Origin of the sequence: Paraburkholderia sp. BCC1876 (assembly GCF_902833695.1) — a bacterium.
In the GTDB taxonomy this organism is placed as follows: Bacteria; Pseudomonadota; Gammaproteobacteria; order Burkholderiales; family Burkholderiaceae; genus Paraburkholderia.
This window is the reverse complement of record NZ_CADFGI010000006.1, coordinates 377,652-401,369: the sequence shown is the minus strand read 5'-3', so window position 1 is coordinate 401,369 and position 23,718 is coordinate 377,652. Positions and strand designations below refer to the sequence as shown.

The 23,718-nt window shown below is 63.2% G+C and carries 23 protein-coding genes; 3 read left to right on the top strand and 20 right to left on the bottom strand.

What is annotated here, in order from left to right; genetic code table 11:
- Positions 1 to 10 precede the first annotated feature (10 nt).
- The 10 genes from hflX to ndk form a co-directional block, all read right to left on the bottom strand.
- Complete coding sequence (gene hflX / locus HWY05_RS23540; RefSeq protein WP_035546422.1) at positions 11 to 1,183, bottom strand: GTPase HflX; 1,173 nt, start codon at positions 1,181 to 1,183, stop codon at positions 11 to 13.
- 74 nt (positions 1,184 to 1,257) lie between these two features.
- On the bottom strand, positions 1,258 to 1,494 hold the full coding sequence (hfq, locus tag HWY05_RS23535) for an RNA chaperone Hfq (protein WP_006051315.1): 237 nt from the start codon (positions 1,492 to 1,494) through the stop codon (positions 1,258 to 1,260).
- Between the two features lie 153 nt (positions 1,495 to 1,647).
- Positions 1,648 to 2,985 carry a ribosome biogenesis GTPase Der gene (der, locus tag HWY05_RS23530; protein ID WP_035546423.1) on the bottom strand — a complete coding sequence of 446 codons (1,338 nt, stop codon included), beginning with the start codon at positions 2,983 to 2,985 and terminating at the stop codon, positions 1,648 to 1,650.
- Between the two features lie 475 nt (positions 2,986 to 3,460).
- The gene (gene bamB / locus HWY05_RS23525) at positions 3,461 to 4,606 is read right to left on the bottom strand and encodes an outer membrane protein assembly factor BamB (protein WP_035546424.1); all 1,146 of its coding nucleotides are present in this window, start codon (positions 4,604 to 4,606) and stop codon (positions 3,461 to 3,463) included.
- 63 nt (positions 4,607 to 4,669) lie between these two features.
- The gene (locus tag HWY05_RS23520; protein ID WP_176059805.1) at positions 4,670 to 5,299 is read right to left on the bottom strand and encodes a tetratricopeptide repeat protein; all 630 of its coding nucleotides are present in this window, start codon (positions 5,297 to 5,299) and stop codon (positions 4,670 to 4,672) included.
- Between the two features lie 77 nt (positions 5,300 to 5,376).
- On the bottom strand, positions 5,377 to 6,726 hold the full coding sequence (gene hisS / locus HWY05_RS23515) for a histidine--tRNA ligase (RefSeq protein ID WP_035546428.1): 1,350 nt from the start codon (positions 6,724 to 6,726) through the stop codon (positions 5,377 to 5,379).
- Between the two features lie 21 nt (positions 6,727 to 6,747).
- Complete coding sequence (gene ispG / locus HWY05_RS23510; RefSeq protein WP_035546430.1) at positions 6,748 to 8,064, bottom strand: flavodoxin-dependent (E)-4-hydroxy-3-methylbut-2-enyl-diphosphate synthase; 1,317 nt, start codon at positions 8,062 to 8,064, stop codon at positions 6,748 to 6,750.
- Positions 8,065 to 8,150: 86 nt separating this feature from the next.
- Positions 8,151 to 9,266: a RodZ domain-containing protein gene (locus HWY05_RS23505; RefSeq protein ID WP_035546432.1), complete on the bottom strand. Its 1,116-nt coding sequence runs from the start codon at positions 9,264 to 9,266 to the stop codon at positions 8,151 to 8,153.
- Between the two features lie 218 nt (positions 9,267 to 9,484).
- The gene (gene rlmN / locus HWY05_RS23500) at positions 9,485 to 10,636 is read right to left on the bottom strand and encodes a 23S rRNA (adenine(2503)-C(2))-methyltransferase RlmN (RefSeq protein ID WP_035546434.1); all 1,152 of its coding nucleotides are present in this window, start codon (positions 10,634 to 10,636) and stop codon (positions 9,485 to 9,487) included.
- Positions 10,637 to 10,797: 161 nt separating this feature from the next.
- Complete coding sequence (ndk, locus tag HWY05_RS23495) at positions 10,798 to 11,223, bottom strand: nucleoside-diphosphate kinase (RefSeq protein WP_035546436.1); 426 nt, start codon at positions 11,221 to 11,223, stop codon at positions 10,798 to 10,800.
- Between the two features lie 314 nt (positions 11,224 to 11,537).
- Here ndk and HWY05_RS23490 point away from each other — a divergent pair, with 314 nt between their 5' ends.
- Entirely contained in the window at positions 11,538 to 12,236 is a 699-nt protein-coding gene (locus tag HWY05_RS23490) for a Bax inhibitor-1/YccA family protein (protein ID WP_007181342.1), read from the top strand.
- 114 nt (positions 12,237 to 12,350) lie between these two features.
- On the opposite strand, the gene HWY05_RS23485 is transcribed toward HWY05_RS23490, so the two are convergent.
- The 10 genes from HWY05_RS23485 to HWY05_RS23440 form a co-directional block, all read right to left on the bottom strand.
- Positions 12,351 to 13,124 (bottom strand): MBL fold metallo-hydrolase, encoded by a 774-nt coding sequence (locus HWY05_RS23485; RefSeq protein ID WP_176059804.1) that lies wholly within the window; start codon positions 13,122 to 13,124, stop codon positions 12,351 to 12,353.
- A 7-nt stretch (positions 13,125 to 13,131) separates the two neighbouring features.
- Positions 13,132 to 14,271, bottom strand: a complete 1,140-nt coding sequence (bamC, locus tag HWY05_RS23480; protein WP_035546440.1) for an outer membrane protein assembly factor BamC — start codon at positions 14,269 to 14,271, stop codon at positions 13,132 to 13,134.
- A gap of 130 nt (positions 14,272 to 14,401) precedes the next feature.
- A complete protein-coding gene (dapA, locus tag HWY05_RS23475) occupies positions 14,402 to 15,328 on the bottom strand; it encodes a 4-hydroxy-tetrahydrodipicolinate synthase (RefSeq protein ID WP_035546441.1) in 927 nt (308 codons plus the stop codon).
- 43 nt (positions 15,329 to 15,371) lie between these two features.
- Positions 15,372 to 15,971 carry a class I SAM-dependent methyltransferase gene (locus HWY05_RS23470; protein ID WP_176059803.1) on the bottom strand — a complete coding sequence of 200 codons (600 nt, stop codon included), beginning with the start codon at positions 15,969 to 15,971 and terminating at the stop codon, positions 15,372 to 15,374.
- Between the two features lie 15 nt (positions 15,972 to 15,986).
- Complete coding sequence (locus HWY05_RS23465; protein WP_176059802.1) at positions 15,987 to 17,189, bottom strand: tryptophan--tRNA ligase; 1,203 nt, start codon at positions 17,187 to 17,189, stop codon at positions 15,987 to 15,989.
- A 6-nt stretch (positions 17,190 to 17,195) separates the two neighbouring features.
- Positions 17,196 to 17,858, bottom strand: coding sequence for a site-2 protease family protein (locus tag HWY05_RS23460; protein WP_035546447.1), 663 nt, complete (start codon positions 17,856 to 17,858; stop codon positions 17,196 to 17,198).
- Between the two features lie 47 nt (positions 17,859 to 17,905).
- Positions 17,906 to 18,541 carry an L-threonylcarbamoyladenylate synthase gene (locus HWY05_RS23455; protein ID WP_035546449.1) on the bottom strand — a complete coding sequence of 212 codons (636 nt, stop codon included), beginning with the start codon at positions 18,539 to 18,541 and terminating at the stop codon, positions 17,906 to 17,908.
- A 257-nt stretch (positions 18,542 to 18,798) separates the two neighbouring features.
- Entirely contained in the window at positions 18,799 to 19,629 is an 831-nt protein-coding gene (locus HWY05_RS23450) for a 3',5'-nucleoside bisphosphate phosphatase (protein WP_035546450.1), read from the bottom strand.
- A 109-nt stretch (positions 19,630 to 19,738) separates the two neighbouring features.
- Positions 19,739 to 20,623: an alpha/beta hydrolase gene (locus tag HWY05_RS23445; protein ID WP_176059801.1), complete on the bottom strand. Its 885-nt coding sequence runs from the start codon at positions 20,621 to 20,623 to the stop codon at positions 19,739 to 19,741.
- Positions 20,624 to 20,869: 246 nt separating this feature from the next.
- Positions 20,870 to 21,883 (bottom strand): ferritin-like domain-containing protein, encoded by a 1,014-nt coding sequence (locus tag HWY05_RS23440; protein WP_244146681.1) that lies wholly within the window; start codon positions 21,881 to 21,883, stop codon positions 20,870 to 20,872.
- A gap of 291 nt (positions 21,884 to 22,174) precedes the next feature.
- Here HWY05_RS23440 and HWY05_RS23435 point away from each other — a divergent pair, with 291 nt between their 5' ends.
- Both HWY05_RS23435 and hslO read left to right on the top strand, forming a co-directional pair.
- Complete coding sequence (locus tag HWY05_RS23435) at positions 22,175 to 22,699, top strand: gamma carbonic anhydrase family protein (protein ID WP_035549129.1); 525 nt, start codon at positions 22,175 to 22,177, stop codon at positions 22,697 to 22,699.
- A 64-nt stretch (positions 22,700 to 22,763) separates the two neighbouring features.
- Complete coding sequence (gene hslO, locus HWY05_RS23430; RefSeq protein WP_035546454.1) at positions 22,764 to 23,714, top strand: Hsp33 family molecular chaperone HslO; 951 nt, start codon at positions 22,764 to 22,766, stop codon at positions 23,712 to 23,714.
- Positions 23,715 to 23,718 lie beyond the last annotated feature (4 nt).

Below are 23,718 nucleotides of genomic sequence, written 5' to 3'. Positions count from 1 at the left end.
TTGGAACGGGTCAGTGCCCGAGTTCTGGGACCTTGCGGTCGTCGCGTGGGGCTGCCGACCGGTCTTCTTCCGACAGATCGAGATGCGTGTCGGGAAGAGGTTCGGCAGTAGCGATCTCAGCGATAGCAGCGCGCAATGTATCCAGACCTTGCCCCGTGCGCGCGCTCAAAAAGACGCGCGAAATATTACCATACTCATCCCGCTCAACCGCGTCGCCACGGGCCGCCAACTCCGGCACCGCATCGATCTTGTTGAACACCAGCACCTGACGGACGTTGTCCGCGCCGATGGCGTGCAACACCTCGTTCACCTGATCGATCTGATCGAGGCGCACCGCGCTCGACGCGTCGACCACATGCAACAGCAGGTCGGCGTGAATGGTTTCCTCGAGCGTGGCGCGGAATGCCGCCACCAGTTGGTGAGGCAATTCACGGATGAAGCCGACCGTATCGGACACCACCACCTGCCCCGCTTCATCGCCCAGATAGACGCGCCGCGAGGTGGTATCCAGCGTTGCGAACAACTGGTCGGCGGCGTAGGCCTGGGCCTTCGTGAGCGCGTTGAACAGCGTGGATTTACCAGCGTTCGTATAGCCGACCAGCGATACCGACATGGTCTGATTACGGCTGCGCGCGCGGCGCTGCGTGCCATGCTGACGACGCAATTTTTCGAGCCGCGTCTTGAGCGCCTTGATGCGCTCGCCGATCAAACGGCGGTCGGTTTCGAGCTGCGTTTCACCAGGACCGCGCAAACCGATACCGCCTTTTTGCCGCTCGAGGTGGGTCCATGCGCGGATTAGCCGCGTCGACAGATACTGCAACTGCGCGAGCTCCACCTGCAGCTTGCCTTCGTGGCTGCGGGCGCGTTGCGCAAAAATGTCGAGGATCAGGCTGGTGCGATCGATCACGCGCCGATTAAGCGCTTGCTCCAGATTGCGCTGCTGCGCAGGCGCCAGAGCATGATTGAAAATGACGAGTTCGATGTCGTTCGCCTCACACGCGAGACGCAGTTCTTCGGCTTTACCGCTACCGACGAACATCTTCGCGTCCGGACTGGAACGGCGCCCGGTGAGGGTGACTAAGGGATTCGCGCCCGCGCTTTGCGCGAGCAGGCTGAGTTCTTCCAGGCTGGCTTCGAAATCGATCTTACCGAAGTCGATGCCGACAAGCGCTGCATTGATCAAATTGGAGGGTATCAAAATTGAGGCGGCCGGGAGTGATCGCCAACGGGCGACGCTACGCCGGCCGCGACGAGGGGTTAGGACTGTTCGGAATCCGGGTGGAAATTCACCGGACGGGCAGGCACGACCGTGGAGATTGCGTGCTTGTAGACCATCTGGGTGACCGTATTCCGGAGCAACACGACGTACTGGTCGAACGATTCGATGTTCCCTTGAAGCTTGATGCCGTTGACCAGGTAGATCGACACCGGCACATGCTCTTTACGCAGTGCGTTCAAAAACGGGTCTTGTAACAATTGCCCTTTGTTGCTCATAGCAAACTCCGTATTTTTTTGCAGGTTGACTGAATTGACGACGAAGAAAAAGAGATCCGCCGTCAACCGCTACACTATAGCCGATTTTCATTTTTGCGCGACGGGCCTGGCCAGGCGGCCAAACCCAGTACACACGCGGCTTTCAGCCTGAGTTCAGCCTTTGTCCGCGTAAGGGTTCGTCGACGATCTGAACTCTATGCGCAATGGAGTCCCAATCAGCTTGAAAGTTTCCCGGAAGCGGTTTTCGAGGTAGCGTTTATACGTGTCGGTGATCGCGTCGAGCGCGTTGCCGTGAATCACGATGAGCGGCGGGTTCTGTCCGCCCTGGTGCGCATAGCGCAGTTTCGGACGCACCGGACCGCGACGACGCGGTTGCTGGAACTCCACGGCCTCGATCAACGCGCGCGTGAGCTTCGGCGTCGGCAGCTTGGCCATCGCAGCCTTGTACGCGTCGTCCACCGAGCGCATCAGCGGGCCAATCCCCGTGTTTTCCGTCGCGGAAATGAAGTGGAATTTGGCAAAGTCGAGAAATTTTAGTTTGCGCTCGAGGTCCGCCTTGGTGCGCTCGCGTACATGCGAATCGAGTCCGTCCCACTTGTTCACGCCCACCACCAGCGCGCGGCCTTGCTCGACCACGAAGCCGGCAATGTGCGCGTCCTGTTCGGAGATGTCCTGGCGCGCGTCGAGCAGCAGGATCACGACGTTCGCGTCGGAGATCGACTGCAGCGTTTTCACCACCGAGAACTTCTCGATCGCCTCGAACACTTTGCCGCGACGGCGCAGGCCGGCCGTGTCGATCAGCGTGTACGGTTTGCCCTGGCGTTCGAAGTCGACGTAGATCGAATCGCGCGTGGTGCCGGGCATGTCGAACGCAATCACGCGTTCTTCGCCGACCAGTGAATTGATCAACGTCGACTTGCCCACGTTCGGGCGGCCGACGATCGCGATCTTCACGCCATGCGCCGCTTTCTCTTCGTCGCTCTCTTCCGGCTGGCCGGCGTACGCGACCTCGAGCGCTTCGTTGATCATTTCGGTCACGCCGTCGCCGTGCGCGGACGAAATTGCGCGCGGGTCGCCGAGGCCGAGTTCGTAGAAGTCGGCGGCGACGTTGCTGTACTTCATCCCCTCCGCCTTGTTGACGACGAGGAAAATCGGCCGGCCGACCTTGCGCAGGTAATCGGCGATGGTCTTGTCCTGCGGCGCAAGGCCGTTACGACCGTCGCAGATGAACACGACGATGTCCGATTCCTCGACCGCCTGGCGGGTTTGACGCGCCATCTCGTGCATGATGCCTTCTTTCGCGACCGGCTCGAAGCCGCCGGTATCGACGACCAGATACGGCCGGTCGCCAGCGCGCCCTTCGCCATAGTGGCGATCGCGGGTGAGACCGGGCAGGTCGGCAACCAGCGCGTCACGCGAACGCGTGAGCCGGTTGAATAGCGTGGATTTCCCCACATTGGGGCGCCCGACGAGGGCAATAACGGGTTTCATCAGATGTTGTTCACGGTGAAACGCGGGATCGAAATCGACCGCCCGCGTAGCGACGCCATGCGGCCGCTACACGGCAGCGTTTGACGAAAATTAGCACGAATTCGACCGGCCCCGGATACGCTGTCAATTTGCGCACCCGGGCGGACGGGAGTTTGGCTGGTTGGGGCGGCGCTAATGGGCCGCCAGGTTCAGTCTTTCCTGCTCGACGGCTCGCACGCCTGGGAGCTGACGGTGCTCTGCGAAATCTCTGACGACCTGCGGAGCAACCGCCGACGGTGGCGCCGCAAGCAGCCACCGATGGCCACGCACGCGATGCCTCTGCGGCGCGTTGACCATTTCCTGATCCGACTTGCCGGACCAGCCAGTCCGGCGCGATTCTTCTACTTGCTCTACGACTCGAGTTCTACAGAAACGCGCACGGCCGGCAAAGCCGGCCTGCGCGCTGAACGGCAACTTCGCCGACTTGCCTGCGCGCTTAGCGCGGGCGGTAGCCGTACAGATCGCCGTCGTGCGTCAACACGACCAGCGTGTCGCCGGCCAACACCGGCGCCGCGGTGATCGGGCTGCCGTCGGTCTTCACACGGGCGACGAGCGTGCCGTCGTCGCGCGACAGGAAGTGCACGTAACCCTGATAGTCGCCCAGCACAGCGGCGCGGCCCAGCAGGTACGGCACGCTGAGTTCGCGATTCTTCAGCTTGTCGTTCTTCCACAGCGGCGCGCCGCTGGTGACGTCGAACGCCGAGACGACCGACCAGTCGTCAGCCGCGACGACCGCGCGATCGTCCTGCGCCAGACCGCTCGTGCTCGAGAAGGCTTTTTCCCACAGCGCACGGCCCGAGTTCGCGTCGAAACAGCCAATCTGGCCCTGGAACGTCACCGCGCAGGTTTCCGAACCGACCAGCGTGGGCGGACCGGTCACGTCGTTGATGCGCTCCACTTCCGTCACGCCCTTCGGATACGACACCGGCGTTTGCCAGTAATTGTCGCCGGTTTGCAGATTGATCGCCGCGAATGAGCCGCCCGGGAAACCGGCCAGCACCGCCGCGTCGCCCGCGAACGTCATACCCGACGACACCCGCAGATTGAGCGGCACCGCGCGGTTGCGATAGTTCCACTTCTGCTCGCCGGTTTGCGCGTTGAACGCGACGATCTGACCGTCGACCGTACGCACCACTACGAGGCCATTGCCGACTAGCGGCGGCGAGATGATTTCGCCCGGCGCTTTAGCGGTCCACAGCTGCTTGCCGTCCGCGCCGAGCACGTAGACGTCACCCTTCAGACCGCCGACCGCAGCCAGCGTACCGTCGCTACCGACGCCCGCCGACAGGTCGTCGTGCAACTTGACGCGCCAGATGTCTTTGCCGGTTTGCGCGTCGATCTTCGCGACCGAACCGTTTGCGCCCGCCGCGTACACCGCGTTGCCGACCGCGACCGGCGAGAACAGGTAACGGCCCGCCTTGCCCACGCTTGCCTTCCAGGCCTGCTGCACGTCGAGCACGGGTTTGAACTCGGTCAGCGGCGTCGGCACGCGGCGTTCGTCTTTCGTGGATGAGCAAGCCGCCAGGGTGAGCACGGTCATCGCACAGGCAACGGGCACAGCGTAACGTTTCAGCAGATTCATCGGTGGACGAAGCATTCAGGAAATGGATTAAAGGAGACCGGTTGGTCGTGGCATGCGGCGCGATCAGCCGCCTAGTGCATCCAGCTTGAACTGGATCAACTGACGTGCCGAGCTATCGGTTTTCGACAGCGTGTCGAGCGCGAGCTTGTAGGCCGTGCGTGCATCGTCACGCTTGCCCTGGGCGGCCAGCAGGTCGCCACGGCCATTCGCCACGAGACCCTTGAAGGCGTCGGACTGAGGTTCGGCGAGCAGCGCCAGGCCCTGGTCGTAAGCCTTGTCGTCGAGCAGCAGCGAAGCAAGGCGCAACCTGGCGATCTGCTTGAACTCGTCGTCTTTCGCGTGATCGATGGTCCATTGCAACTGGGCCTTCGCACCGGCTTCGTCGCCCGCGGTGTACAGCGCCTTGGCCGCGCCCAACGCGGTCATCTGCGCATATGCGGTGCCGCTGAACTTGTCTTCCATGTCGGTGGCGACGCGCGTGACCTTCGCCTTGTCGCCCGAGGCCACTGCTTGCTGAACCTGGTCATACAGCACGGCAGCTTCCGCCGCCTGGCGCCGTTGCCAGAAATTCCAGCCGTTCCAGCCGGCAGCCGCAACCAGGACCACCAGCACGATCCATGTGGTTGCATTGCCCCATTGCGTCCACCATGCCTTCAGACTTTCTATCGATTCTTGTTCGTCGTGGTAACTCATCGCCCGGCGATTTCCTCTTTCTTGATACGTGTGCTTGTCGAGCCAATCAGGAGCCAACGGGCTCGACGACATCGCGATCAGTCGTCGCCGTCTTCGGCGGTTGCAACCATCGCATTGATTAGAAATTCGGTCAAGTCTTCGGCGGGCACGTTCTGTTGCTCGCTCTTACCGCCGTTAGCCGCGCCGTTGCTCGTGTCGCGCAGCGCTTTGACGCCGACCGTACCGTTCGCGATTTCGTCTTCGCCGAGCACCACCGCGAAGGCGGCGCCGCTTGAATCCGCGCGCTTCATCTGCGATTTGAAGCTGGCGGTTTGACCGTCGGCGCTGCAATGCAGAATGACGTCGAGACCCGTATCACGCAAACGTTCGGCGATGATGAAGGCCTGCTCGCGCGCCGCATCGCCCTGATGGACGACATAGACGTCGCAACCTTCGTCGTCCGGCACAAGCTGATCTTCTTTCAGCAACTCGAGAATCCGCTCGACGCCCATTGCCCAACCGCACGCGCCGGTCGGCTTGCCGCCGAGCTGTTCGATCAGCGGATCGTAACGGCCGCCAGCGGCAACGGTGCCTTGCGCGCCCAGCTTGTCAGTCACCCATTCGAACACGGTCAGATTGTAATAATCGAGACCGCGCACCAGACGCGGATTGATCTTGAACGGAATGTTGTTCGCTTTCAGAATGCGCTGCAGTCCCTCGAAGTGCGCGAGCGATTCTTCGCCGAGAAAATCGATCAGCTTCGGCGCGTTCTGCGCGACTTCCTGCATGGCCGGATTCTTCGTATCCAGCACGCGCAGCGGGTTCGTGTACAGACGACGTTTCGCTTCTTCGTCGAGCACGTCCATGTGCTTTTCGAGGTAGGCGATCAGTTCGACGCGATGCGCCGCGCGTTCATGCGCCAGACCCAGCGAGTTGAGTTCGAGCTTGATGCCCATCAAGCCGAGGTCGTCCCACAGACGCTGACACATCATGATGATTTCAGCGTCGGCGTCCGGGCCGGCAAAGCCCAGCGCTTCCACGCCCACCTGATGGAACTGGCGATAACGGCCGCGCTGCGGACGCTCATGGCGGAACATCGGACCGACGTACCACAGGCGCTTCGGGCCGTCGTACAGCATGTTGTGTTCGATCGCCGCGCGCACCACGGCCGCGGTGTTTTCCGGGCGCATGGTCAGGTTCTCGCCGTTCAGCGCGTCGGTAAAGCTGTACATCTCTTTTTCGACGATGTCGGTCACCTCACCGATACCGCGCTTGAACAGCTGCGTATGCTCGACGATCGGCGTACGGATATTCTGGTATCCGTACGAACGCAGCATCGACTTGACGGTCATTTCAAAAAATTCCCACAGCCCGGCTTCCTGCGGAAGGATGTCGTTCATGCCCTTCACGCCGGACAACTTTTCGAGCTTTTTCTTCTGTTCAGTCATCTGTCTTTCGATAGCCGATATTTAGTTGAGTGCCTCGGCGCGGCCATAGCGGCGCTCGACGTAGTCACTCACGATTTGCTGGAATTCTTGCGCGATGTGCTCGCCGCGCAGCGTCTTGACCTTCTCGCCGTCGATAAACACCGGCGCGGCCGGATTCTCACCCGAGCCCGGCAAGCTGATGCCGATATTGGCCTGCTTCGACTCGCCCGGACCATTGACGATGCAGCCCATCACCGCGACGTGCATCTTCTCGACGCCAGGATACTGGTCGCGCCACACCGGCATCTGCGTGCGCAGATAGGTCTGGATTTGCGACGCCAGCTCCTGGAACAGCGTGCTGGTAGTACGGCCGCAACCCGGGCACGCGATCACCATCGGCGTGAACGAGCGCAGACCCATGGTCTGCAGAATTTCCTGGCCGACGATCACTTCGCCGGTACGCGGGCCGCCCGGTTCCGGTGTCAGCGAGATCCGGATCGTGTCGCCGATACCTTGCTGCAACAGCACCGACAGCGCCGCCGTCGACGCGACGATACCTTTCGAGCCCATGCCCGCTTCCGTCAAGCCAAGATGCAGCGCGAAGTCGCAACGGCGCGCGAGTTCGCGATACACGGCGATCAGGTCCTGCACGCCGCTGACCTTGCACGACAGAATGATCTTGTTACGCGGCAGGCCGATTTCGACCGCGCGTTCGGCCGAGCCGATCGCCGACTGGATCAGCGCTTCGTACATCACGCTTTGCGCTTCCCACGGCGTGGAACGTGCCGCGTTTTCGTCCATCATTTTCGCGAGCAGGTCCTGGTCGAGACTGCCCCAATTGACGCCGATACGCACTGCCTTGTCGTACTTCGCCGCCGCTTCGATCATCTGCGCGAACTGCGTGTCGCGCTTCGCGCCGTGACCGACGTTGCCCGGATTGATCCGATACTTGGACAACGACTCCGCGCACCCGGGATAGTCGCGCAACAGCAAATGGCCGTTGTAATGGAAGTCGCCGACCAGCGGCACCGACACGCCCATGCGGTCGAGCTGCTCGCGCACGGCCGGCACGGCCGCAGCCGCTTCCGGCGTGTTCACCGTGATACGCACCAGTTCCGAACCGGCTTGCGCCAGCTCCTTGATCTGGATGGCTGTGCCGATTGCGTCCGCAGTGTCCGTGTTGGTCATGGACTGGACGCGCACGGGTGCGTCGCCACCGATCGTGACGATCTGCCCCCCCCAACGGACGTCGACCGCGTGCGACTTGCGCCGCGCCGCGTGGCCGCCGAACACCGGTTCATTGGAAACGATCTTGCTACTGGATTGGGATTGAGCTTCGGATTGCATCGAAAAACCCATTTACGCCGCATGCGCCACACAAAGACGTAGCGCCTGAATTGAAAAAGCGCCGCGGACCGGTTTGGCCGCGGCGCACACCGTATCTGTCAAGGCAACGCGAAGCGCGCCACGTTACCTTTAGCTGCCGAATATTTGGCCGGATCAACCGGTTGGCCGTCGAGCGTCAAAGACTCAAGACCGGCCTTGTTGCCCAGCGTGACCTTGAACGGCGCCACGCCCGTCACTTCTTTAGTGTCGCCCGCGTGGACGAGGCCGGAGAACACTTCCTTGCCGTCCTTGCCACGCACGCTGAACCAGCTATCTTGCGTCACGCGCAGTGCGACGATCGCCTCGCCGCCGCCCGCCGTGTCAACTGCCGCCGACGATGCGTCAGCAACGATCGCCGCCGGCGCGCTTGCAGCCGGTGCGACAACAGCCTCCGCCTGCGAAGCCGCCTTGGGTGCAGCCGCCGTTGCCGTCACGGCCGATGCCGACGACGGCGCGGCGCCCGTAGCCAACGGCGCGGGCATCGGCGTACCCGACGCTGCGCTGTCTGCCGCGGCTTGCGTGTCCGGTGCGGACGCCGCCTCTTCCGTCGTGGCGTCGGAACCCGCCGCCTGACTCTGTGCCACCGCGCCCGATGCACCGGTCGCGCCACCCGCGGCGCCATTCGCGCTCGCCTTCAACCGAGCAAGCCACACCGACGAATCGCCGCCGTTGGTATGCCACATGCCCAACGCGATCACCGCGACGATCACCGCCGCCACGCCCCATAACCACGAACGGCTCTTTTGCCCACTTCCGCCGAGCGACAGCGACACCTTGCCGCGCGGCAAATCTTTGCCCGACGATGCAGGCATCGACAGGTCCGGCGCAGGCACACCCTTCTCGCGACGCAAGGCCTGCGTGAACGGCGTGGGATCGGCGCCCAGCATCTTCGCATAGCTGCGCACGACGCCGAGCGCGAAGGTCGTATCCGGCAAGTGGCTGATGTCGCCCGATTCGAGCGCACGCAACTTGACGACGGAGACTTTCAGACGCGCGGACACGTCCTCGATCGTCCAGCCTTTCGACTCACGCAACTGGGTCAAGCGCGCGCCAACTGCCGCCAACGAATCCAAGCCCGGCTGCACAACGGGCTGCACCACCGCCCGTGCGACCGGCGCCGGATGGCCTTCGTTCGTGTCTGTGTCCTGCGGCTGCGGGTGCTGCGGCTCACTCATCCCAAATCCTTTCGCGTCGATTCTTTTTAACTCGTGCCATTCGGACGGGCTCACGCCTCACGCCCGAATCGCAGACCGTTTATAACAAAATGTGCGGCCTTGTGTGCCGCTTCCGATCGCTTCTGCAAACTTTCTTTTCAATCGTGGGTGGCAAGGCCCCTTTCTGCACGTTCGAGGAAACACTCCACCGAACGCCGGCACCCTGCCCGCCCGAACGATTACACGGCCCGAACCTCGATAATCTTCGCCGCCTTCCCGGTGCGCTCAGCGAGGCGCGTGCGGTCTTGCACCGCACCGGCCAACTGACCGCAGGCTGCGTCGATATCGTCGCCGCGTGTTTTGCGCACCGTGGTGACGACGCCCGCGTCCATCAACACTTGTGCAAACCGTTTGATCTGTTCCGGCTTCGAGCGGAAAAGGCCCGATTCGGGGAACGGATTGAACGGAATCAGATTGAACTTGCACGGGACGTCGCGCGTGACGGCCAGCAATTCGCGCGCTTGCGCCTCGCTGTCGTTCACACCGTCGAGCATGCAATATTCGAACGTAATGAAATCGCGCGGCGCGACTTTCAGATAGCGCTGACAAGCGGCCATCAGTTCGCGCAGCGGGTACTTCTTGTTCAGCGGCACCAGCATGTCGCGCAGCGGATCGCTCGGTGCGTGCAACGACACGGCGAGCGCTACCGGCAGATCGGCGCCGAGCCGGTCCATCATCGGCACGACGCCCGACGTGGACAGCGTGACGCGCCGGCGCGACAGGCCGTAAGCGTTGTCGTCGAGCATCAGGCGCATGGCCGGCACGACTGCGTCGTAGTTCAGCAGCGGCTCGCCCATACCCATCATCACGACGTTCGTGACGACGCGATCGCCCTTGCCGTCACCACCCGTGGCGCGGCCGCCGTCCCCACCGCGCGTGGCGCGCAGCGCGAATTCGGCCATGCGTAACTGGCCGATGATTTCAGCGGTAGAGAGATTGCGGGAGAAACCCTGCTTGCCGGTCGAACAGAAACGGCAGTTGACCGCGCACCCGGCCTGCGACGATACGCACAACGTGCCGCGCGTTTCTTCCGGGATGTAGACGGTTTCGACCGCGTTGCTGTTGCCGACGTCGATCAGCCACTTGCGTGTGCCGTCGGTCGAAATATGGTCGCTGACGATGCCCGGCATCGAGATCGTGGCGCGCCCTTTGAGCTTTTCGCGCAAGGACTTCGCGAGATCGGTCATGCCGTCGAAGTCGGCAGCGTTGTACTGGTGAATCCAGCGCTGCAATTGCTTGGCGCGAAACGGCTTCTCGCCCAGGCTGTCGCAGTAAGCGACGAGCCCTTGGGCGTCGAGGTCGAGAAGGTTGACGGTGGAACTGCTCGTCATATCGAATCCTGCCATTTCAGTGCGAGACTACGTTCATGCAACAAGCTGCATGAACGCAATGCCGTTCGCGCCCATTCCTGCTGCTTTTACCTTACTACTTTGCCGGACGATTCGTGCGATAAATCAGTTTCGGCTGCACGGACCGCCCGCAACGGCAGGACTTAACGCGAGTAAACGTTCACTTGCGGGAAGAAGAAAGCGATTTCAACTGCTGCCGTTTCCGAAGCGTCCGAACCGTGCACCGCGTTAGCGTCGATGCTGTCGGCGAAATCGGCGCGGATCGTGCCCTTTTCTGCCTTCTTCGGGTCCGTTGCGCCCATCAGGTCACGGTGCTTCAGGATCGCGTTTTCGCCTTCCAGCGCTTGCACGACCACCGGGCCCGAAATCATGAAGTCGACGAGGTCCTTGAAGAACGGGCGTGCAGCGTGCACAGCGTAGAACTTCTCAGCGTCGGCGCGCGACAGATGAACCATGCGCGAAGCCACGATCTTCAGACCAGCGTTTTCGAAACGGCTGTAGATCTGGCCGATCACATTCTTGGCCACTGCGTCCGGCTTGATAATCGACAGGGTGCGTTCGATCGCCATAAAAACTCCAAAAAATTAAGAGGTTACAGATTCAAATGAATCCGCTATTGTAGCATGTTCCCGTGTATGATTGCGATTGAACCCTTACAGCATTGAAAGACTCCAGGCAGGAGTTTCCGAATACTGGTAGCGTTGGTTGTGCGGGTATTTTCTGGGCATTGAAACTCCCCGCCACGGCGCCAATCTTAGGATTGGGTACTTCGCGACCGGCGGCAAAAATCCCGCCTTCGCTGCACGACCGGCTGCAACCGCTGCACCGCCGTTACCACCGCTTCACAACCATACGCAACACGCTTCTGAGGTAAGGAGAGACCATGAACGATCATCCGTATAGCTTTGGCCGCAATGGCGCAGTCAGCACGGTCGAAACGCGTAACCGCGTGCTACGGAACACCTACTGGCTACTGGCGTTGTCCATGATTCCGACCGTGCTCGGCGCATGGGTTGGCCTCGCCACCGGCTTTTCACTGTTCGCGGCCACCAGCCCGGCCATGAGCATGCTGGCGTTCTTCGCGATCGCATTCGGCTTCATGTTTGCGATCCAGAAGACCAAAGACAGCGCGGCGGGCGTGTTCGTACTGCTCGGCTTCACGTTCTTTATGGGCCTGATGCTGTCGCGCATCCTGAGCTTCGTGCTCGGTTTTTCTAACGGCCCGTCGCTGATCATGCTCGCCTTCGGTGGCACTGGTGTGATCTTCGCGTCGATGGCGACCATCGCCACGGTCAGCAAGCGCGACTTTTCGGGTCTCGGCAAGTGGCTGTTCATGGGCGTGATCGTGCTGCTGCTGGCTTCGGTCGCGAACGTGTTCCTGCATCTGCCGGCGCTGATGCTCACCGTGTCCGTGCTGGCCATCGTGATCTTCTCGGCCTACATGCTGTTCGACGTCCAGCGCGTCGTGAACGGCGGTGAAACGAATTACATCACCGCCACGCTCGCGATCTACCTGGATCTGTACAACGTGTTCGTGAACCTGCTCGCGCTGCTCGGCATCTTCGGCGGCAACCGCAACTAAGTTTGACCCAGGGCGTGGCGCCTCAGGCGCCCGTCTTGAAGAAAAAGCCCATAACGAGCGATCGTTATGGGCTTTTTACTTTGCCGCGTTGGTTGCGACGCTATCGGGTTGGCGCTACAGGTTCAACCACGCAAAGCCTTCGTCCTGTGTAGCGACCACCACTTCCGTCGGCGCCGCGCCAAGCACGCCGGCCATCGCGGCCTGCGCCAGTTCCGGCGAATTGTTCTGCTGGCTCAGATGCGCCGCGACCAGATGTCGCAAACGCGAGCGGTCGAGCGAAGCCAGGATTTCAGCCGCCGCCTCGTTGTTCAAATGCCCATGATTACCGCCGATGCGCGCCTTTAGCGACTGCGGATAGCGGCTGCCCGCCAGCATCTGGACGTCGTGATTGCATTCAAGCACCAGCGCATCGCAACCGCTCAACACGGAGCTGATATGCGGCGTGGACGTGCCGACATCGGTCAATACGCCGAGCCGGCTCGCGCCGTTCGAGAGCACATACTGCAGCGGCTCGCGGGCGTCGTGAGGAACGGTATAGGGAAGGATGCTGAGGTCGCCGATTGCAACCGCTTCGTCGCCCCACAGCACCTGCAAGTCGATGTCAGCTTCGTCGGCGCCTACCGCACGGGCGGTGCCCCAGCTCATGTACAGCGGAATCGACCACTTGCGCGCCAGCGTCAGCGCGCCGCCAATGTGGTCACTGTGTTCATGCGTAATCAGAATGGCGTCGAGACCTTCGGCGCTCGCGCCAAGCCGGTTCAGACGCCGCTCGACTTCCTTGGCCGAAAAGCCGCAGTCGAGAAGCACGCGCGTGGTGGTCGCGCCGCTTTGCGCTTCCACCAGCAACGCATTTCCTTCACTACCGCTGCCGAGACTTGCGAACCTCACGGTCCGCTTAGTTCAGCTGCGCGTGGAGCAGCGTCACGATGCGCTGCGCGTCGGACGAATTGTCCACCTGACCGTTCGCATCCAGCACGGCCACCTGCGTCACCGCGTCGCCCTTCGAGCGTACGTTGACGAGGAATTCCTGACCCGGCTTCTTCGCCGAATTGCCGCTGTAGAACAGCTTGCCGAACAGGCCTTCTTTCTTCAATTCCTGCATCGAGTCGGCGTAGCGCACATAGTAGATGCCCTTTGCGCGATCGCGGTTGTCGACAGCGAAGTTGGTGCGGTCGAGCGCAAGGCCCACACGCAGCCAGGCACGGTCAAACGACTCCGGCAGGTCGAGCGTCGACGTGCCCGCGCTCTGGTCGATCGTGGCCGGTGCGACAGCCGGACGCGCATCGGTCAGCAGTTGCTTCGACTGCGCTTCGGTCAGGCCGAACTTCTGCATCAGCTTGGTGAGGAACAGCGCTTCGAGCGCCGGGTCACGCGGACGCTCTTCCCAACGCGACGACGTCTTGTCCTGCCCCGTCAGCATTTCTTCCATCGCGCTGTGCGTGATCGAGATGTCCGTGGTGTCCCCCGGTGCGCGCGACACGAGCGTGCGGAAGCTGTCGCGGGTGCCCGACGAATACGCGAAGTCGATCACCTTGCCGACCGTACGACGGAACCAGTCGTCCGGAATATTGGCGCGGTTTTCCGCCCAGTCGGTCGTCATGATGCCGGTGGCCGGCGCGTCGGTTTTCAGCGCGAAGCCGTTTTCCTGCCAAAACTCCTGCAGTTGCGGCCACAGTTGTTCCGGCGAGCGGCCGTCGACCACCAGCCAGCGGCGATCGCCGTCGCGCTCGATATGCATGCCGAGCGGATCTTGCGCGCTCGGCTGACCTTCGGTGGCATTGCCCGCCGCCGTGATTGCGCGCGTCGGCGCGCCGCCCAGGGCCAGATTGGTCGGCGGCGCGACGTAGCGCTCGTCGGTCTTGGTGGTGCTGAGATCGTTCGGAACGGCGAGCGGCGGCGCGCTGCCGGCGCCCTTGTAGTTGACGCGGTCGGAAGCGAACCAGTCGTTCAGCGTGTCACAGCCGGCGAGCGTCACCAGGGCAAGCGCCAGCGCCGCCATGCGGGTTGCGTGGAGGGAAAGTGCGGAACGTTTCATGAGGTCCTTCGTGATGCTGGAACGCGGTGCCTGGTTCTGTGTGCAGGGAACGTGGGCTGGATCGACGTCGGTTAAGGGAGTGCCGGTAGCAGGCTTTCGTTGGCGCTGGTGGGTGCCGCGGTCGATCCGCTTAGCCCAACAGACCCGCTTCGCGCAGCGCGCCACGCACCACTTCGTGGTATTGCGCGTCGAGCGGCGTAAGCGGCAGGCGGATTCCGCCCTGCACACGACCCAATTGCTGCAACGCCCATTTCGCCGGAATCGGATTCGATTCGATGAACAGGTTCTTATGCAGCGACAGGAGTTTCAGATGAATTTCGCGCGCGGTCTTCGCGTCCGCGGCGAGCGCGGCCTTGCACAACTCACTCATGGCGCGCGGTGCGACGTTCGCGGTGACCGAAATATTGCCGTGGCCGCCGAGCAGCATCAGCGCGATCGCGGTGGGATCGTCGCCGCTGTAGATGCCGAAGTGCGCGGGCGCCGACTTGATCAGATGCGCGGCGCGGTCGATGTTGCCGGTCGCTTCCTTCACACCGATGATGCCCGGCACCTGCGCGCAACGCAGAATCGTTTCGTTGCTCATGTCGGCAACGGTACGGCCCGGCACGTTGTACAGGATCACCGGCAGATCGACGGTTTCGGCGATCTTCGCGAAGTGGCGATAGATGCCTTCCTGAGTCGGCTTGTTGTAGTACGGCACGACCTGCAACGTAGCGTCCGCGCCGACGTCTTTGGCTTGCTGCGTGAGTTCGATGGCTTCGGTGGTGGAGTTGCCGCCCGAGCCCGCGATCACCGGAATCCGGCCCGCTGTGTGCTCGACCGCGGTTTTAACCATCAGCACGTGTTCTTCGACCGACAAGGTAGCCGACTCACCGCTCGTGCCGACCACGACGAGTGCATTGGTGCCCTCGGCGACGTGCCAATCGATCAGTTTGCGAAACGCCGGCAAATCGAGGCCGCCGTCTTCGAGCATCGGGGTAATGATGGCAGGAATGCTGCCGCGAATCTGCACGCTGTCGTTGCTGCCGTGGGTGCCGCTGTGATTGCCGTTAGTCATGAAACGCCATGAATTTGATCAGGTAAACCGCGATTGTAGCGGATTAGCCAGCCAACTCGTAACAAGGCGGGGGTGCCGCCTGCGCGGGGTCGGCTGAACGCTCCGCCTCCAGAATTGCGCAGATGCGCTGGACGTAAGCCGGGCGCGGCTGCGCGAGAAAACCGTCTTGAAAAGCGACGACCCGGAGCCGGCCGCGCACGACCTCGAGCAGCTCGCCGGGCACGAGTAGAAACGCCGGATTAGAGGGTTTGCCGACGCGTTCGTTTCCTTGCGCGAAGGTCTCGTAAACCAGTACGCCACCCGGTGCGAGCGCATCCAACAACTGCGGAAACAGTGCGCGATGCAGATAGTTGGTCACGATCACGGCGGCGAATTTCGCGTTGCCGGGTAACGGCCAGGCGGCGCCTTCGAGGTCGGCCACGAACGGCGTGATCAGCGGCGCGTCGCGCATCGTGTCGAGCGCGGCCGCGTCGCGATCGACGGCGGTCACCGGATGCCCCAGCGACGCAAAAAGCCGCGCATGCCGCCCCGCCCCCGACGCGACATCGAGCACCGCGCCGCCCGCCGCGACCAGATGCGCCCAATGGCGCACCCAGCGCGACGGCTCGCCCGATCCATGCATGGCTGCGACGGGAGTGCTCATCGGTTCGACGTCCGCTCAGTTGTACGACAGACCCATCGCCTCGCGGACGTCGCGCATCGTTTCCGTGGCGAATCGGCGGGCTTTGTCGCAGCCGTCGGCGACGATCGCGCGCAACAGCGACGGGTCGTCCATGTACTTCTGGGCGCGCTCGAGCATGGGTTGCTGTTCGCGCAGAATCCCTTCGATCACCGGCTGCTTGCACTCGAGACAACCAATGCCCGCCGTCCGGCAACCCTGCTCGACCCACTGGTGCGTGGTGTCGTTCGTGTAGACCTGGTGCAGTTGCCAGACCGGGCACTTGTCCGGATCGCCCGGATCGGTGCGGCGCACGCGGGCCGGGTCGGTCGGCATGGTGCGGACTTTCTTCGTGATGGTTTCCGCGTCTTCGCGCAAACCGATCGTGTTGCCGTACGACTTCGACATCTTCTGGCCGTCGAGGCCCGGCATACGCGACGCCTCGGTCAGCATGGCCTGCGGCTCGACGAGGATGATCTTGCGCGAGCCTTCGAGATAGCCGAACAGACGCTCGCGATCGCTCATCGACAGGCTCTGCGATTCCTGCAACATGGCGCGCGCCTGTTCGAGCGCTTCGTCGTCGCCTTCCTGCTGATACGCGTTGCGCAGCTCGTGATAGAGCTTGGAGCGCTTGCCGCCGAGCTTTTTCGCCGCCTCGTTGGCCTTCACTTCGAAGCCCGGTTCGCGGCCGTACAGATAGTTGAAACGGCGAGCGATTTCGCGCGTCATTTCGACGTGCGGCACCTGATCTTCACCGACCGGCACCAGCGAGCCGCGATACAGCAGAATGTCCGCCGCCATCAGCACCGGATAGCCGAGAAAGCCGTAGGTGGACAGGTCCTTGTCCTTCAGCTTCTCCTGCTGCTCCTTGTAGGTCGGCACGCGTTCGAGCCAGCCGAGCGGCGTGCTCATGCCCAGCAACAGCGCGAGCTCCGCGTGCTCGGGCACCTTGCTCTGGATGAACAGCGTAGCCTGCGCCGGATCGATGCCGGAAGCGAGCCAGTCGATCAGGACGTCCCACACGTTCTTCTCGATCACCTCGGGCGTTTCGTAGTGCGTGGTCAGCGCATGCCAGTCGACCACACAGAAGAAACACGGGTACTCGGATTGCAGCCGTACCCAGTTTTTCAGCACACCGTGATAGTGGCCGAGGTGCAGCGATCCGGTGGGCCGCATGCCGGAAAAGATACGGTCTGGGAACATGGTTCTTTAAAAAAGCGAAACGAGTGGGGACATGATCGCCGTAATCGCGCCGTAGCCAATATTCACGAGCGGATTCAGCCAGTAGCGCGACAGCGTGCCCGTCATCACCAATGCCATCACGATGAAGAAACCGTACGGCTCGATTCGCGACAACGCGATCGACTGGCGCGGCGGCAACAGCGCCAGCAGCACGCGGCCGCCGTCGAGCGGGGGCAGTGGGAACAGGTTCAGCACGCCGAGCACGAGGTTGAAATAGACACCGGCTTTCGCCATACCGATGAAAAACGCCTCGTCGACATTCAGACCGAGCAGCGTCACGAACACGATGTACCACACCAGCGCCTGCACGAAATTGCACGCCGGCCCCGCCGCCGCGACCCACAGACTGCCCCAGCGCGGATTGCGCAGATTGCCGAAGGCGACCGGCACCGGCTTCGCGTAGCCGAACATGAACGCACCGCTGGTGGCGAAATACAGCAGCAACGGAATCGCGATCGTGCCGAGCGGGTCGATGTGCCGCATCGGATTGATGGAGACGCGGCCGAGCACGTACGCGGTGTTGTCGCCGAGCCAGCGCGCGACGTAGCCATGCGCGGCCTCATGCAGCGTGATGGCGAAAATCACCGGCAGCGCGTACACCGCAATGGTTTGTATCAGGGAAGAATCCATAACTCGCTATTGTAACAACGCGCTGGCGGGCGTCTGTCCGCTTTCCATCATGCCGTTTCTTCGAGCCCGAACGGCGCGAGCGAGCCGCGCCCGGGCCGCACCAGCACCGGCGCCGCGCCGGTCAGGTCGATCACGGTCGACGGCTCGCAGATGCAGGGGCCGCCGTCGATCACCAGGTCCAGCTGTTTTTCCAGCCGCTCGCGGATTTCTTCCGGCTCGTTCAGCGGCTCGGTCTCGCCAGGCATGATCAGCGTGGAGCCGAGCAGCGGCTGGCCGAGTTCTTCGAGAATCGCCAGCGTGATCGCGTGATCCGGCACCCGCAGGCCAATGGTCTTGCGCGATGGGTGCGACAGGCGCCGCGGTACTTCTTTGGTGGCTTGCAGCACGAACACGTACGGACCCGGCGTCACCGATTTGATCAGCCGGTACTGGCGGTTGTCGACCATCGCGAAGTTCGCCAGTTCCGACAGGTCGCGCACCAGCAGCGACAGCAGCTGCTTTTCGTCGAGTCCGCGAATGCGGCGCAGACGCTCGACCGCGTCCTTGTCGTCGAGATGACAGGCAAGCGCGTAGCTCGAATCGGTCGGCAAGGCGACCACGCCGCCGTCTTTGATGATCTGCACGGCCTGTTTGACGAGGCGCGGCTGGGGATTGTCAGGATGAAGCCGGAAGTATTGGGACATGATCGCTAACTGTGGCTACTTGGGGACGCGCGGAATCCACGGGAACACGTCGTGGAAACCACGTTGGAAAGCGCGGCTGAGTTGCGAAATGCGGGTTGCAAGCGAAGGGCGGACTGAGGATCGGACGACCGCGCCGGCGGAGGAAGCGAACAGTGCAGCGAACAACGCAGTGAACAGCGCGGCGAACCGCGGAACCGGACGGCAGCGCACCCGGGCCGGCTCTCGCGGACGACGTGCCGCCAGGGCACGGCGCGCGATCACAGCCAGCGTTCCCAGACGGGCTTGAGGTCGGAAGGCAGCGGCGGCAGCGTGCCGAGGTCGACGCGGCCTTCGCCGGGTGCGTGGAAATCGGACCCGCGCGATGCCTCGAAACCGAAGCGGCGCGCGACGTCCGCATATTCGCGGTACTGATCGGGCGTGTGGCTGCCGGTCACCACTTCGATCGCCTTGCCGCCAAGATCGATGAATTCGGCGAAAAACGCGTCGAATTCGACCGGCGAGTACTCGTAGCGACCCGGATGCGCGACCACGGCCTCGCCGCCGGCGGCCTGGATCCAGCCGACCGCATGGCTCAGCCTGGCCCAGCGGTGCGGCACGAAGCCCGCCTTGCCGTCGCCGAGATAGCGGGTGAAGACGTCTTGTGTGGAAGTGCAATAACCGCTTTCGACCATGAAGCGTGCGAAATGCGTGCGCGAAATCATGTCCGGGTTCGACACGTATTTGAGCGCGCCTTCGTAGGCATTCGGCACGCCGAGCGTGGCGAGTTGTTCGCCGATCGCTTCGGCGCGCGCGGCGCGCCCGCTGCGGGTGCGCGCGAGACCGTCGATCAGGATCGAACTGGTCGGATCGATACCCAGCCCGACGATGTGCACCGTGCGCGACGCCCACGTCACTGAAATCTCGACGCCGCTCAGGTACTTCATGCCGAGCGCCTCAGCCGTGCTGCGCGCTTCGCGCTGGCCGCCCAGTTCGTCGTGATCGGTCAGCGCCCACAGCGTCACGCCGCCCGCGTGCGCGCGGCGCGCGACGTCGGCCGGCGCGAATTGGCCGTCGGAAACGGTGGAGTGACAGTGGAGGTCGGCGTTCATCGTCGTATTCAAAGGGATCTACGACTATTTTACTGCAACGCAGTAAGTGGGCGCAGCGCTATCTCGTGGGCGGGATGCCTCGCCGCCTACGCCCTTGCGCCCTCACGCCCTACGCGCAGAAGCCCTCGATCAGCGCGGCGACCTGCTCCGGCTGGTCGTGGTGCACCATGTGCCCCGCTTCGTCGATGATCTTTTCCCGCCAGTTCGGGAACGCCTGAAAACGCGCCTTGAATTCGTCGAGCGGTATCTCGCCGGCAATCTGCGCGAGCGTCGGCGAACCGGCGGCCTCGACATGCAGCACCTTCGCGCTCACCTTGCGCCAGACCGCCATCACTTCATCCAGGCGGTACAGCGTCGGGCCGCGCAGCTTGTGCGCCGGATCGGCGAGCAACATGAAGCGCCCTTCGCCATCCGGCTTCGACCAGTGCTGGGCGAGAAACTGTGCGCGCTGCGGCGCGAGCCGCGGATTGGTCTTGATCAGGCGCGCGGCGACGTCGTCGAGCGACGCGTAGCGCTTCAGTTGCGGCGGATCGCGCAAGTCGTCGAGCCAGTTGCGCAAGCGCTTCGGTGCTTGCGCCGCGTGCGACGGCGCGAGTCCGAAGCCCTCCAGGTCGATTACCCGCCGCACCCGCTCCGGCCGAACACCCGCGTACAGGCACACGATATTGGCGCCCATGCTGTGGCCGACGAGATTCACCTCGCCGGTCGACGCGTAGTGATCGAGCAGCGCGTCGAGATCGGCGAGATAGTCCTGCACCCAGTAGTTGCCGCCGCCCTGCTCCGCGACCGGCCAGTCCGACAGGCCGAAGCCGCGCATGTCGGGCGCGATCACCTGCCAGTCGCCACCCAGCGCGTCGACGACGAACTGGAACGACGCCGCCACGTCCATCCAGCCGTGCAGCATGAACAGGATCGGCGCGTCCGGATTGCCCCAGCGGCGCACATGCAGACGGATGCCGCGCACAGCGACGAATTCAGACTGGGAGGTGGTCATGAGCGGCTCGCCCGAAAAAAGAATGGTCGTTCGATTATAACGAGATAGCGGGATTATGCGCGGGGCATGGGTTGGAAGAAGCGCTCGGGGATGTGGCGGTGGCGGCTGGGATTGCCAGCGGGGTTGGCGGCGGCGGCGTCGCCGTGGTTGCCTGCGGCGTTGTTGGCAAGGTTGCTGGCGCAGTTGCCTCCGCAGTTGTCTGCGTGGTTGTTGGCGTGGCTGCCGGTAAGGCTGCCGGCTTCACCGTCACCCCTCCGCCTCAGGCCGCTCTGTCAACACCACCGCTTCCGCAGACGACCCCGAACTCGCATCGAGCCCCGCCAGCACCGTCAGCGCGGCTAGCTCCGCCTCATCGAAACCGGCCTCGCGGCGCGCTTCGAAATTGAACGGACCGCGTAATTTCGGTGCGTGATACTGGTCGGCAAGGCGCGCGTAGGTCTCATGCGGATCGAGCGCCCCGCCCTCGCACAAATGACGGAACCAGCGGTTGCCGATCAGTACATGGCCAATCTCGTCGCGCAGGATCACATCGAGAATCGCTGCCGATGCCTGATCGCCCGCCTGCTGCAGTCGCGCGCGGATCGGCGGCGACGCGTCGAGGCCACGCGCCTCGAGGGTGCGCGGCACCAGCGCCATGCGCGCCAGCACGTCGCCGCGCGTGCGCTCGCACATGTCCCACAGGCCGTCGTGCGCGGGAAAATCGCCGTACACGTGGCCGTATTCCGCGAGACGCGCGCTCAGCAGCGAGAAGTGATACGCCTCTTCGGCGGCGACTTTGAGCCAGTCGACGTAAAACGCGGCCGGCATGCCGGAAAAGCGCCAGACGGCGTCGAGCGCGAGATTGATCGCGTTGAATTCGATGTGCGCGAGCGCATGCAGCAGAACGGCGCGACCTTGCGGCGATTGCATGCTGCGCCGCTTCAACTGACGCGGATCGACCAGTTCGGGCCGCGCGGGACGGCCCGGCAAGCCCTCGGGCTCGGTGAGTTCGAGGTGCGCGGAGCAAGTGGCGCGGCCTTCGAGCACGTCGGTGTAAAGCGTGCGAGCGGCTGCGGCCTTGATCACAGGATCGGCTTCGCGCAGCGCGGCAAGCGCCGCGGTGCGCGCGCAATACGCCAGAACGCCGACGCATGCCTCGCCGGCCTCCGGAGCACCGTCATGAGCCGCAGACGGTGCACCAGACGACTGAGCGGGCACCAAACCCGGTGAAACCAGCGGAATGGACGAAGCAGACAAAGCGGACGAGGCGGCAAACATCATGGCAAGCGGATCGGCAGACGGACAGGTGATCGGAACGACGGACGACAACGGCAAAGCAACGGGCCAAGCGCGCTTCGACGCACTCAGGCACCCCAACCACACAACCGTTTACAATACTCGATTCGACAATCCAGCGCGCCCACCGCGCTGGCGAAGCGGCACGAGCCGGGCAAACCCGGCATGCCAGAAGGCTTGCGGCCCATCCAGCGCGCGCAGCGACCGATCAACAGCAACGATGCATGGGACCGGCGTCAGCGCGAACGCGCCAACGCCGGCCCGACAGGAGACACTGTGACCATTTACAAGCTCGGCGACGCCGCACCGACCATCCACGAAAGCGTGTTCGTCGCGGATTCGGCGAACATCATCGGCAATGTGACGCTCGAGGCCAATGCCAGCGTCTGGTTCGGCGCGACGCTTCGGGGCGACAACGAGCCGATCACGATCGGCACCGGCAGCAACGTGCAGGAGAACTCGGTGCTGCACACCGACCCCGGTTTTCCGCTCACCATCGAGCAGAACGTCACGATCGGCCATCAGGTCATGCTGCACGGCTGCACGATCAAGGAAGGCTCGCTGATCGGAATTCAGGCGGTGGTCTTGAATGGTGCGGTAATCGGCCGCAACTGTCTGGTCGGAGCGGGCGCCATCGTCACCGAGGGCAAAGTGTTTCCCGACAATTCGCTGATTCTCGGCGCGCCCGCCAAAGTGGTGCGCGAACTGAACGAAACGGATATCGCCAATATGCAGCGCGGCACGGCAAGCTATGCCGAACGCCGCGAGTATTTCAAGGCGCAGCTCGTGCGCATCGGCTAATCAGCCGGAGCGCGCGGCGCGCAAGGCGCGGCATCAGGCCGCGTCATTCGACCGAGGAAAAGTTGTGAGCGACCAGTTGCAAAAATTCATGTTCAGCGCGGCGCCGGTGCGCGGCGAGATCGTTTCGCTGCGCAATACCTGGCAGGAAGTGCTGACGCGCCGTGATTATCCGGCGCCCGTGCGGACGATTCTGGGCGAAATGATGGCCGCGTGCGCGCTGCTGTCGGCGAACCTCAAGTTCAACGGCACCCTCATCATGCAGATTTTCGGCGACGGCCCGGTCAAGATGCTGGTGGTCCAGTGCGGCTCCGATCTGTCGATGCGCGCCACCGCCAAGCTGTCGGGCGAATCGGCCGAAACGATCGACGAAACCACCAGCATGATCGACCTGCTCAACGCGAGCGGCCACGGCCGTTGCGTGATCACGCTCGACCCCGCGGAGAAGCAGCCGGGCCAGCAGCCGTATCAAAGTATCGTGCCGCTGTCGGGCGTGGACGGCCCGCTGAAGTCGATGGCCGAAGTGCTCGAGCACTACATGCATCACTCGGAGCAGCTCGACACGCGCCTGTGGCTCGCGGCGAACACCGAGCGCGCGGTCGGCATGCTGCTGCAAAAGCTGCCCGGCGACGGCGGCATCGTCCCGCATCCGGGTGAACTGGACGCCGATACGTGGGAACGCGTCTGCACGCTCGGCGGCACGTTGTCGCAAGACGAGTTGCTGAAGGAAGAGCCGGAAACCGTGTTCCGCCGTCTATTCTGGCAGGAAAACGTCCAGCACTTCGAGCCTGCGCAGGCGCGTTTCGAATGCACCTGCTCGCGCGAAAAAGTCGGCGCGATGCTGAAAATGCTGGGCCGCGAAGAGGTGGACAGCGTGATCGAAGAGCGCGGTCACGTGGAGATTCATTGCGAGTTCTGCAACCAGCGCTATGAATTCGATCCGGTCGACGTGGCGCAACTTTTTGTCGCCAATGCGCTCTCACAAGGGGTGTCGCCGGCGGCCGACCAGCGGCACTGAAACG